The following is an 11,590-nucleotide window of genomic DNA, read 5'->3' as shown; positions in this document are numbered from 1 at the left end:
GCCAATCAGGCTCCGCAGCTGGCCTTGCAGTTGCTCCGATAGTTACTCATTCACTAAAGGCAAGAGGACTGGACTGGAACGGCATCCGGTCTCACTCAATCCTCTTTTTGGAAAGACCCGGCTTCGGTCGGGTCTTTTTTTATGCGTTTTTTAGAGGGGTTTTTTGAAAACTGGCCTGTGCCCACTGGTGTTTAGTCGGTAATGGGGGCGGGCTTGGTTTTGGGGTGTGGGTATTTCTGTTGCTCGCCCTGAATATGCTGAATGAGGCTCATCAGCTCTGGAAGGCATTTTTCAGTTTGCAGCTTTTGGACGGAATCCCGAAAGCTGGTTTCAAAGGCGTCCGGGTCGGTGGGGTGTAACTTATCTCTGGTTTTGCCGATATTGGCGTTCAGCAGCTCCACAGACTGGTTGTAGTTGGCTTTGCAATCGGCGAAGGTGGCCAGACTAAATAGCCCTTGGCTGGCTAGGAAAGCAAGGCTGGCGGTTATTACAAAATGATAAAAACGGCGAGAAGGCATGAGAAGCATGATTGGTTTTTTTGGGGGAACCTCCCCAGTATAATCGGAAGGTCACAATTGAGAAAGTGGCTTAATTCGCTCATCAAATTGGGGTGATTTTAACGGGTTCAGGCCGCCGGTGTATGGATTGGATGCGCTATGGACCGGACGCCTTTAAAATGGCCGGATCCGGGCATTGTTTTTTACAGCAACAAGCCTAAAATCAAGGCAGGGTCAATTCTGGGGGAGGGCTTTCGGAATGCGAGGCATCGTTCATTGTCTGGGTTTGATGTTGCTGATTTCGGGCGGCTGGGGGCTTTTTTTAATGGGAGCTGCCTGTTGGGCCGAACTGGAAGATCGCTATGGCTCCTGGTCTGTGGCCGACTCTTTAGAGCCATCTCTTCCAGAACGCGCCATATTAGAGCGATCACTGGCTCAGCAAAGTGTCCATCAGCGCATTCCTTTTGCAATCAAGCCGTGAAGGGCCTGCCTTCAGCGTGGCTTCAATCAGCCGAACCGCCGGGGCCTGAAGTTTGGGGTTGTGAACCCGCACATAGCGGGCGCCCCGTTCAATGGCAAAGGCCATGCTCAGGGCGCTTAACGCTTCCCGCTCCTCAGGGGGAATATCGGTTACCCCTAGCGTTAAAAATGTTTTTCGGGAAGTGCCGACCATCAAAGGGCATCCCAGTGTCATTAACGCATCCAGATGGTTCAGCAATTCCAGATTTTGGGCCAGCGTTTTTCCAAACCCAAAACCGGGATCCAGAATGATGGACGCTTGACGCACACCGGCCTTGTGGGCGTACTGTATTTGCCGCTCAAAAAAAGAGGCCACCTCTGTAATCACCCCTTGGGGATAACTGGGGTTGTGCTGCATGGTTTCGGGTGTCCCCTGACTATGGGTAAGAATGACCGGACAATTTGCCCCGGCGCACACCTCGGCCATGGCGGGATCGTATTGCAGGCCGGATACATCGTTCACCATGGTAGCCCCGGCACGTAAAGCGGCTTGAGCCACGGTGGCCTTGCGGGTATCCACGCTAATACTGGCGTTTGGAAATGTTTGACGTACCGCCTCAATGGCCGGAATCACACGGCTTAGCTCTTCCTGCTCTGGTACGCACCTGGCACCGGGGCGGGTGGATTCTCCCCCCATATCCAGAATGTCAGCCCCCGCCTTCAAGGCGGTTTCTGCCGCTTGCAACAGGCTTTCCTGCGAACTTAATCGCCCGCCATCCGAAAAAGAATCGGGGGTGAGGTTCAGGATGGCCATTATTTGGACAGAAGACATGAATTTCGCCTAAAGCTGTGGGCATTAGGGGCATTGTACTGGAAGCCGGTCCGCATGTTCAATCATAATTTTAAAATATTAGAATTTAATAATGTTCTTGTGTTTAAAGAATAGCAAAATTTCAATTCAGCGCACGGCTTGGCAGAAGCATGACAAGGCCTGAGCCATACCGCTATAATAAAGATAGCGTTGCTTTGTGATGCGCTATAGGGTGAAAACGCTATGTGGTTAGGACTTTTAAAATCGGCTTGGATGCTTTTGCTATTGGCGGCCATGGCTTGTTGCCAGCTTGCCTTTGCAAATGAGGATCTGCGCAATGATTTTCAGAATTGGGATTTGGTGACGATTACCCTGCCGGTGACTCCCGGAAAAAAAGTGCAGTGGTACGCAGAAGCGCAGCCTCGAGTGGGCAATTTGCAGGATCGGGGAACCAGCGGGGATTTTTCACAGCTCATTCTGCGAACCGCTTTGGGGTATCGGCTCACTGAAAAAATTTCGGTATGGCAAGGCTATGGGTGGACCCCCATTTTTGAACCCCAAAACCTGAATGAACATCGTATTTATCAGCAATTAAGCGTCAATGGCAAGTGGAAACGCCTATTGGTCAACAACCGATCTCGTCTGGAGCAACGCTGGATTGAAAATACGGGGGGAGAAACCTCCATTCGGCTGCGCCATATGGCCAGGGGTATGTATCCACTGGATCAGCGAGAACAATGGTTTCTGGTGGCCTATGATGAGTTTTTTATCACCTTAAAAGGGGTTCCCAATGGGCCTGCCACCGGATTTGATCAAAACCGTCTATTTGTGGGCTTGCATCGCAAGCTGAAAGGTGGGGTCAACGCCGAAGCAGGCTACCTGAATCAATACATCAACACTCAGGATCCCGTTCCCAACCGCATGAACCATGTGCTGATACTAACCCTTAATTTTGAGTTGAAATAAGCGCTTAGGCGTTTCTGCTAAAGGGTGAAACGGCTTTTTTGGGGGCCGTGCGACTGCCCGATTGCTTCATTCCATTTTTTTATGGGGGGTTCTGTTTTGTAGACTGTGGATGAATGGTAAAACGTTTTTGCTTTAGGCACCATAGTGAAATAAGACACGGTCGTGTTTGCCTTCAGCAAATGGGTGGCAATGATGCCCTTTTTGAAGCGGCTGTGTTTTATGAAATGATTGTTATTGAAAGAGGAGCACGTATTTCACGATGAAACATCCAATTACAGCTTTTTTACTGGCCGTAACCTTAATGGTGGGAGGCTTGGCGCCCGCTTTGGCGGATCATCACACCGGTCCACACACCGCAGAAAAAGCAGAAAAAAAAGAGAAGATGAAAGAGGATTTCTTTAAAGAAATCAATGCCACAGATGACCAGAAAGCGAAAATTCAGGCTTTGGACACTCAATACCGGGCCAAGATTGATCCGCTGGAAAAACAGATGTGGGACAAGAAAAAGAGCTTGATGGCTTATGTGGTGACGCCTGGTTCGGATAAAGCACAAGCACTTCAGCAAGAAGCTGAATTGATTGAAATCAAATCGCAAATTGGCAATTTGTATATTGAGCAGGCCTACACTCAAAAGTCTCATCTAACCCCTGAGCAACAGAAAAAAGCGGCTGCTTTTTACGAAGAAAAGGCCAAAAAAATGAAAGAGTCTGACGAGTATTAAACGCTAACCCGCATTAAACCGGATTACCTCAAAGCCAACGCTTTGTGTTTGATTCAAAAGAGGCAAGTCCAGTGGGCTTGCCTCTTTAAGTTGTTGTGTTTTTACGAGCGTTTAATTTTTCCCGGTCATCACCGGGCCGCCTTTGCTGCCCGCGATTCTCATCATGGAATCAATGCACTGGCGGGCTTTGCCAGCCACTTCTTCCGCAATGGTAATGGGTTCATTTTGGCCCAACAAGGACTTATAAATGTTTTCCAGCCGGGTTAACTTCATGTTGGGGCAAACCGCAGAGGCTCGGGTGGGGGTTATAAACAGCTTTTCGGGGCAGTCCTGAGACAGACGCTGGCTGACCCCGTCCTCGGTGCAAACGATGAAGGTACGGGCCTTGCTATCTTTGGCCCGCTTTACAATGGCGGTGGTACTACCAATAAAGTCGGCCATGTCTTTCATGGGCTGATCGCATTCCGGGTGTACCAGAATTTCAGCCTCCGGGTATTCTTTTTTCAGTTTAACCACATCCTCGGGGTTCATGCGCAGGTGGGTGGGGCAAAAGCCTTCCCAGCAAATCAGTTGCACCTGGGGCAACTGAGACTGCACATACGCCCCCAGATGCTTATCCGGCACAAATAAAATCTGGTTGCTGCCGCTTTCTTTGGCTGCAAAGGCCACCACTTCCACGGCGTTGGCGCTGGTGCAACAGTACTCGGCTTCCGCTTTCACTTCGGCGGCGGTATTCACATAAGCCACCACTGGCAAACCGGGATGCTCGGCCTTGAACTGGATTAACTCCTCACGGGTAATCATGTCCGCCATAGGGCAACCCGCGTTGGGGTTGGCCAGATAGACGGTTTTAGAGGGGCTGAGCAATTTTGCGGTTTCCGCCATAAAGTGAACCCCGCAAAATACAATCACCTCGGCATCGGTAGAGGCCGCCAACTGGCTTAAACCCAGCGAATCCCCATGGTAATCGGCCATATCCTGTACATCCACCCGCTCGTAAAGGTGGGCCAAAATAACGGCGTTCCGTTCTTTTTTGAGGGTCTTGATATCCCGGATGAGTTGCTGTTTGCGCTCAGCCGGAGAGGGCGGGCATACGCTCTGGGATGGGGTGGAGGGGATAGCCGTACTCATGGGGATTTTACCTTTACTGATCACGCTGCTAAAAATTGTGGGGAAATCTGGTCTGTAAGCTTGATTTCAGGTTTTGAGCGGTATGTGCGAATGGTGCTTCAACATTGGGTAAGAAGTTGAGCGCCTTCCTTATATGGTTAAAATATAAGGTTAAAAAAATAATCGAGCGTCAGGACACTTACGCTTACCCATTTTTATCCCCTGTAGTTTATCCCAGACGATGAACCCTGTAAAACGTTCGTTTTGCAGTTTGCCATGAAGGGGTGTTGAATTTTGGCACAGGGTGTGTTCTTAAGTGGGTTGATTTATTTTTGTTTTTATTATATTTAAATTTTTAATTTGTATGCATTCTTGAAAAACCTTGCCTTTACTGCCTTTAATTGTTTTCAAATTCGGGTCGATCCCGGTGTGGCAAAATCTTCGGGTTTTAAACAAGGGATATCCCCAAATAAAAGGTTTGACAATGGTTTTGATACTCTGAAGCTCGGGGGGCAATAAGGCTGCCCTCTATTCAAAAAGTAAAAAACTACGCTATTCGGGGGAACTTTCTATTGCACATCCTGCAAGTACTGATATAATCTTCGTAGTCACTAACTGAAAGGAGTTGCTAACTATGAATAAAGAAGAATTAGTACAAGAAGTCTCCAAAAAAACCAAGACTTCTCAGAAGCAGGTTGCTGAGATTCTGACCCACACCATCGCTACTATCGAAAAGACTGTTGCCAAAGGCAAGAAAGTCACCTTGGTAGGTTTCGGTACGTTCGAGCCCCGCAAACGCGCTGCCCGCACTGGCCGTAACCCACAAACCGGCAAAGAGCTGAAAATCGCCGCTAAGACGGTTCCCGCTTTCTCCGCCGGTAAAAAATTCAAGGAACTCGTCGCTAAAAAGTAGTGGTAGGGAACTGAATTTTCAGAAGGCTCAGGGTTAACGCCCTGGGCCTTCTACCTATTTGACGGTATGTTTGGCTGCTTGCATGGTGAATGCCGGGTTTGGGGGGGATTGGCTCAGTTTTATATCGATTGAAGCTATAATATCAACATGTACGGATTGGAAGCGTAAGTATGACGGTAGATCCTGAGTCTCATTGGCAGCATTTTCCATTGTTTCAAAACATGGAAGACGCAACGGTGCGTAAATTTATGTCCATGGGCTATACCTTTCGCTATGAAATCGGGGCTCAAATGGTTTCCAGCCAGGATTTAGGCGAAACTTTTTTCGTGATGCTGCAAGGCTTGGCCAAACTGGTTTTGCACAACACCCGTGGGGAACTCATGAATGTTACCCTGTTTCGAGCCGGTGATTTCTTTGGGGAGTTGTCCATGCTGGAGCCTGATTCAGTTCGCAGTGGCAATATTCTGGCCATTTCAGAGGTTGAAGTGGTGGCCATTCAAAAAAAAGATTTTCTGAAGATGATGCATGAATGCCCCATGCTGGCTTTTAATCTGGCCCGGTGTCTGGGGCAGCGTTTGCGCATGATGAATCAGCGCATGATTACCGACAAGATGCCCGATGACCTGCACAAGGTGGCTCACACCTTGCTATTGCTGACCACCAAGGGCAAAAGCCTTCAAAAGGCAGGCTCTGTTTTGTTGCCCCCGCTTTCTCTGAAGGAATGGGCGCTTTTTTGCTATACTGGCGTCGATGTTTTTCTGGCCAGTATGGAGCAGCTCAAGCAGCTTGACGCGCTGGAGTGGCAAAATCAGCGTATTGTGATCAAGGATGTCTCCAAACTCAGAGAGGCCGCCGAGCAGTATTTGAGTCCTCCTGGTGCTAAAACAGGGCCAGACGCATTGAACGGGTGATGTTAACGTTTATTTTAGGCTGTGAAATCAAATGACCATCGCGTTTTTCCTGGATCGGGACGGCACTTTGAACGTGGAAAAAGGCTACATCCGAAAGGTGGCCGATCTAGAGCTGATTCCAGGGGTGGCTCAGGCTGTGCGGCAGCTCAATGACGCCGGTATTTTGGCCATTTTAACCACCAATCAAACCGGGGCGGCCCGTGGCTTTTACGATCTGGATCATATTCACGCCTTGAACGATCGCTTGAAATCGCTATTGCATCAGGAAGCCAACGCTTATCTGGATGCCGTGTTTTATTGTCCTCATCTGGCAAAAGGGACTGTTGAACCCTTTGCGGTGGCCTGCCAATGCCGAAAACCAGAAACCGGCATGATTCTACAGGCCCAGCAAGCCTATCCCCATATTGATTTGGCCCGCTCCTATGTATTGGGCGATAAAGCCAGCGATGTGGCTTTTGGCCGGGCGGCTGGCTGTAAAAGCGTTTTACTTAAAACCGGTTACGGCCAAAAGGTCTTGGCTGGTCAATATCAAAGTCTGGATATTCAGCCTGATTTCGTGTTTGATGATATGCCTCAGGCGGTAGCCACCATTTTAAAAGATGGGGCGCTAACCTCTCACGCCGGAATGTCCTGATTTTCAAACCGCCGGGTTGTTTCCTCTGGGGACGGCAGGCAATTTTTCCGGTGGCGGGTTGTTTGCTAAGGTGCGGGATGCACTTGCTTTTAACCGTTTGTTCATTCCGTCTGCTTATCAGACAATAGAGACCCTGACTCAAGCTTTTCATTTTTATAATCGTCTGATAATCGCTGATGCGTTTTGCTCAGTCCCCCGCTCGTTACGTTACCCTCGCAATGCTCTTTTTATGATAGGATTCATGACACTATGAACGCCCGACACGCCGCCCGAGAACTCGCCCTGCTCACCCTGTTCCAACTGGATAAACAGGGGGATGGTCATATCAATCCTGAAGCCCTGTCTAATAAATCCTTGTTGCAGGAGCAAATGTTGTCATCTGTACGGGCTTTGTCCGGTGAGGCCGAATTTCAGATTCAAAGCGCCGCCGATGAATTGGCGGAAGTCAGCCGCTATCTGCTGGCGTATGAACTGGAGCATCCGGTCAATCTGGAATCTGCTTTGGATGCCCCCGTCAGGGCGGTTCCCATTCCTTCCACCCGAGAGATGGTGGAAAAAATTGAAAGATGCCTGCAAGGCGCTGAGTATTTGTTTGAGGCCCTTCGCATTCCTGAGCTGATTAGCCTGGTGGGCAGTGAGAATGTCCAGGAGTACGCCTTTAACCTGATGAAGCTGGTGGCCGAACATCGGGCCGAGCTGGATGAGTTGCTGAACCAGTACATGGCAGAGTGGCGCATGGATCGGCTGATTCGGATGGACGCTTATATTTTGCGCTTGGCTGCCGCTGAAATGAAGTATGTGGAAAAGGTGGATTTGAGCGTTTCTATTAACGAAGCGGTGGAGTTGGCCAAGCAGTTTTCCAGCGAAGAGAGCTTCCGTTTGATTCACGGGGTGTTAGGCGCTCTGGCTGAAAAAGTATCTGAGGAAACTGGAAAAAGCTTGCGAGCCACCACTCGTGAGCAATCCATTACCTAACTAAACGGAAAGAGGGACAGGCATGTTCAAGTGGTTCGGCAAAAAATCCACTGAAACCCCGGCCAAGCCCGACGATCTGGCGCCGCATGACTCCATTGCTTCTGCTGTTGAACCGGCTGCCGATGAAGGCGTGGTCGCTGCCAGCGCCCTGGCCGGAATCAAGGCGGCTGTGTCTCTGACCGGCAAATCCATTGTGGGCAAAATTTTTGGGCTTTTAAAAGAGTCTGAAATCAATGAAGATACCATTGATGAGATCGAGGAAATTCTGATTCGGGCCGATGTGGGTTTAACCACCGCAACCGCCATTGGTGATAAGATCCGTCAGCGCAAGCAGGAATTGGGCAACTCGGACCGCATGATGGCCTTTTTAAGGCAGGAATTTTCGGCGATTCTGACCCCTTTTGAGCAAGCCAATCAGCTTCGGTTTGAACCGGGGGTGATGAATGTTTATTTGGTGGTGGGTGTAAACGGGGCTGGAAAAACCACGTTTATTGGCAAGTTGGCCAATCGCTTTATTCTGGATGGCAAAAAAGTGGTTATTGGGGCCGGAGATACCTTTCGGGCTGCGGCTGAAGCGCAGCTAGAAGTTTGGGCCACCCGATCTGGAGCTACCTTTGTGGGGGCTGGCAGTACCAAAGATCCTGCCGCCGTTATGTTTGAAGCCCTTAAGCAGGCTCGAGACAGCGGCGCTGATGTGGTGTTGCTGGATACCGCCGGTCGTTTGCAAAACAAATTTAACCTGATGGAAGAATTACGGAAAATTCGCAAGGTTATTGATCAGGGCATGCCGGAAGGCTCCGTGCTGGAATCGTTGTTGGTGCTGGATGCCACTACCGGGCAAAACGCTTTAAAACAGGCCAGTATTTTCAAGGAAACCGTGGATTTATCCGGGGTGGTGCTCACCAAGCTGGATGGCTCGGCCAAAGGCGGGGTGATTTTAACCATTGCCAGTGAATACAAGCTGCCGGTGAAAATGGTGGGCATTGGGGAAGGCATTGAGGACTTGCAAGACTTTCAGGCCGATACCTTTATTGATGCCTTGTTTGAGCGATAGGGGGGAGGAGCCCTTTGGATCATCCTGAGGTTGAGGTATCGGCGAACTGGTTTTTGGCCTTTCGTTTTTGGTGGGCTTTTACCTGGCGCTTGTTTGGGTTTAACGCTGTGGTGGGCGCCATCTTTACGGTCGCTTCCAGGGTGTTTGGCGGAAAAAACGAAGCGCTGGACGCTGTTTTTTTAATTGGATTTGGTCTGCTTTTTCTGGCCATTGAAATTTGGCTGATGCGTGGGTTGTTATCCCGTCGTTTCGGGCGTTTTCGAATTGCGGTGCTGAGCGAGGCCCGCTCCGCTGAATAGCAAAGAGGCCACTTTTTTGTTCCCTTTGGTAGGCTGAGCGTGTTTGTGGCGGGCAGGCAGGCTTTGAAAAACCACTTTTTAAGGTAAGATCATAATCCTGCCACCCAAATTTTAGGAATTTTGCCATGTTTGATCAGCTTTCAGACCGACTTCAGGACGTTTTCGCCAACTTCAGGGGCGAGCGTCAACTGACGGAAGACAATATGGAGGACGCCCTGCGGGAAGTTCGACGGGCTTTGCTGGAAGCCGATGTTAGCCTGCGGGTGATCAAGGCCTTTATTTCTCGGGTGAAAGATCGGGCAGTGGGCGAAAACGTCATTAAAAGCGTGGAACCCGGTCAGCAACTGGTTAAGATTGTCCATGATGAGCTGGTGGCCTTGATGGGCGGCGAGAGTCAGAGCGTCAATCTGGAAGGCAATCCCAATGTGATTGTGTTGTTTGGCTTGCAAGGTTCCGGCAAAACCACCACCTGTGGCAAGTTGGCCCTTAAATTACGCAAAGAAGGCCGCAAAGTGTTGATGGTGGCAGCCGATGTGTACCGTCCGGCGGCCATTCAGCAGTTGATTACACTGGGCAAGCAAATTGATATTCCCACTCATACCATTGAAAATTCGGTGGATGTGCTGGAGATTGCCCGAAGTGGGGTGGAAAAAGGCAAGGCCGAAGGGTATGAAACGGTGATTGTGGATACCGCAGGCCGTTTGCAAATAGATACCGATATGATGGCCGAGCTATTGCTGGTGGAACGGGTGTTGCAGCCCCATGAGAAATTATTGGTGATTGATGCCATGACCGGCCAGGAAGCCGTTTCTGTGGCGGAAACCTTTAACGCCCAACTGGAAGTGACCGGCATTGTGGTGACCAAGCTGGACGGGGATGCCAGAGGCGGAGCGGCACTTTCGGTGGTGGAAATTACTGGTAAGCCCATTAAATTGATGGGTACCAGTGAGAAATTAACCGGGCTGGAGGTCTTTCACCCGGACCGGATGGCCACCCGCATTTTGGGTATGGGCGATGTGGTCAGTCTGGTGGAGCGGGCCCAGGAAGCCTTTGACATGGACGAGGCCAAGCGTCTGGAAGAAAAAATGCGGAAGGACTCTTTTTCGTTTGAAGATTTCCTGAAAATTCAGAAATCTTTGAAAATGCTGGGGTCCATGGATCAGATTTTAAGTATGCTGCCCATTCCCGGTATCACCAAAGATATGCGGGAAATGATCTCTCATAGCGGCGAGGGCCAGATGAAAAAGGTGGAGGCCATGATCTCCAGCATGACCCTGGCCGAGCGTCGCAAGCCGGAATTGATTACCGAAAGCCGTCGTCAGCGAATCGCCAAAGGCTGCGGTATGCCCGATGAGGCTTTGGAAGCTTTTTTGCGGCAGTTTGAGCAAATGCGAATGGTGATGAAGCAATTGACCCGTTTTACGGATGGCATGAAGCCGGACGCTGCTGGTGCGGGGGCCGCCAGTGGTTTGGGTGGTTTGAAAATGCCCCGCAGCATCAAGAAGAAGAAAAAAGATCCCCTGGCCGATATGATGCAAGGCATGGGGGGTGGTTTCCCCGGAATGCCCGGTGGCGGCGGAATGCCGGATATGTCCAATATGAAAATGCCCAAGGTGCCCAAGGGTATGAAGTTACCGCCCGGTTTCCCCAAGGGCGGCATTCCCCCGGAATTTTTTGGTAAATAGAAGACTTTTACCACAGGGCCACACAAGGACCAATTTCACCCGGTTGATTGGGCTTTATTCTCCTTATGGGGCCCTTTTTAAGGGCTGAATTTTGACGGAAGTGGGGGGCTTCACTTTGTAATAAAAAGTTACAGTGATTATTTTTTTAGCAATATAAAGCACTTCTGATTTTTATATTAGTTATATCTTTTTGTGTCCCTAAATCAGAGGTTCATTGGTTATGGTGAATATTAACCGGAATATGGGCATGTATAATATGCCCTCTTTTACTTCTAGCGCCAGTACTGGGAGAGCCAAGGCCAGTGTGAGTTTTGGTGATGGTGGAATAGTCAGTACCGCAAGCACCAAAGGCGGAACCACAGCTAAAAGTAGCTATAATAATCGCTATAACCCACCCACCAGCTCGATCGTCGATGGTTACAAGCAGGACTTGTCGAATTTTCTAAAACAAATACGTGAAATGCTCAAAGGTTACGATCCAGCCCCCAAGCCAACCCCTACCCCCACTCCCAAGCCAACTCCTACCCCCACTCCCAAGCCAACTCCTACCCCCAC

General features: G+C 49.8%; 12 protein-coding genes and 1 pseudogene. 10 read left to right on the top strand and 3 right to left on the bottom strand.

Annotated features, from left to right (window positions below; genetic code table 11):
* Positions 1 to 191: 191 nt before the first annotated feature.
* Positions 192 to 527 (bottom strand): hypothetical protein, encoded by a 336-nt coding sequence (locus ACEW81_RS02435; RefSeq protein ID WP_373531375.1) that lies wholly within the window; start codon positions 525 to 527, stop codon positions 192 to 194.
* A gap of 397 nt (positions 528 to 924) precedes the next feature.
* Entirely contained in the window at positions 925 to 1,788 is an 864-nt protein-coding gene (gene folP, locus ACEW81_RS02430) for a dihydropteroate synthase (protein ID WP_373531374.1), read from the bottom strand.
* 222 nt (positions 1,789 to 2,010) lie between these two features.
* Here folP and ACEW81_RS02425 point away from each other — a divergent pair, with 222 nt between their 5' ends.
* Together ACEW81_RS02425 and ACEW81_RS02420 are read left to right on the top strand one after the other, a co-directional pair.
* Entirely contained in the window at positions 2,011 to 2,733 is a 723-nt protein-coding gene (locus ACEW81_RS02425; protein WP_373531373.1) for a DUF2490 domain-containing protein, read from the top strand.
* Between the two features lie 259 nt (positions 2,734 to 2,992).
* The gene (locus ACEW81_RS02420) at positions 2,993 to 3,454 is read left to right on the top strand and encodes a Spy/CpxP family protein refolding chaperone (RefSeq protein WP_373531372.1); all 462 of its coding nucleotides are present in this window, start codon (positions 2,993 to 2,995) and stop codon (positions 3,452 to 3,454) included.
* A gap of 111 nt (positions 3,455 to 3,565) precedes the next feature.
* Here the strand turns inward: ACEW81_RS02420 and nadA are convergent, their stop codons facing one another.
* Complete coding sequence (gene nadA, locus ACEW81_RS02415) at positions 3,566 to 4,585, bottom strand: quinolinate synthase NadA (protein WP_373531371.1); 1,020 nt, start codon at positions 4,583 to 4,585, stop codon at positions 3,566 to 3,568.
* A gap of 613 nt (positions 4,586 to 5,198) precedes the next feature.
* Between nadA and ACEW81_RS02410 the strand changes: the two genes are divergently transcribed.
* From ACEW81_RS02410 to ACEW81_RS02375, 8 genes and pseudogenes are all read left to right on the top strand, one after another.
* Positions 5,199 to 5,477 (top strand): HU family DNA-binding protein, encoded by a 279-nt coding sequence (locus ACEW81_RS02410; protein WP_303673849.1) that lies wholly within the window; start codon positions 5,199 to 5,201, stop codon positions 5,475 to 5,477.
* Between the two features lie 170 nt (positions 5,478 to 5,647).
* A complete protein-coding gene (locus tag ACEW81_RS02405; RefSeq protein WP_373531370.1) occupies positions 5,648 to 6,388 on the top strand; it encodes a Crp/Fnr family transcriptional regulator in 741 nt (246 codons plus the stop codon).
* A gap of 31 nt (positions 6,389 to 6,419) precedes the next feature.
* Positions 6,420 to 7,022, top strand: coding sequence for a D-glycero-alpha-D-manno-heptose-1,7-bisphosphate 7-phosphatase (locus ACEW81_RS02400; protein ID WP_373531369.1), 603 nt, complete (start codon positions 6,420 to 6,422; stop codon positions 7,020 to 7,022).
* A 249-nt stretch (positions 7,023 to 7,271) separates the two neighbouring features.
* On the top strand, positions 7,272 to 7,997 hold the full coding sequence (gene nusB / locus ACEW81_RS02395) for a transcription antitermination factor NusB (RefSeq protein WP_373531368.1): 726 nt from the start codon (positions 7,272 to 7,274) through the stop codon (positions 7,995 to 7,997).
* 22 nt (positions 7,998 to 8,019) lie between these two features.
* Positions 8,020 to 9,051 carry a signal recognition particle-docking protein FtsY gene (gene ftsY, locus ACEW81_RS02390; RefSeq protein ID WP_373531367.1) on the top strand — a complete coding sequence of 344 codons (1,032 nt, stop codon included), beginning with the start codon at positions 8,020 to 8,022 and terminating at the stop codon, positions 9,049 to 9,051.
* Positions 9,052 to 9,065: 14 nt separating this feature from the next.
* Complete coding sequence (locus tag ACEW81_RS02385; protein ID WP_373531366.1) at positions 9,066 to 9,350, top strand: hypothetical protein; 285 nt, start codon at positions 9,066 to 9,068, stop codon at positions 9,348 to 9,350.
* Between the two features lie 125 nt (positions 9,351 to 9,475).
* Complete coding sequence (gene ffh / locus ACEW81_RS02380; protein WP_373531365.1) at positions 9,476 to 11,035, top strand: signal recognition particle protein; 1,560 nt, start codon at positions 9,476 to 9,478, stop codon at positions 11,033 to 11,035.
* 220 nt (positions 11,036 to 11,255) lie between these two features.
* Positions 11,256 to 11,590, top strand: a pseudogene (locus ACEW81_RS02375) (hypothetical protein); the annotation flags it as partial.

Origin of the sequence: Vampirovibrio sp. (genome assembly GCF_041737375.1) — a bacterium.
GTDB lineage: Bacteria > Cyanobacteriota > Vampirovibrionia > Vampirovibrionales > Vampirovibrionaceae > Vampirovibrio.
The sequence above is the reverse complement of the archived record's forward strand: the minus strand, read 5'-3'. Positions and strand labels throughout refer to the sequence as shown.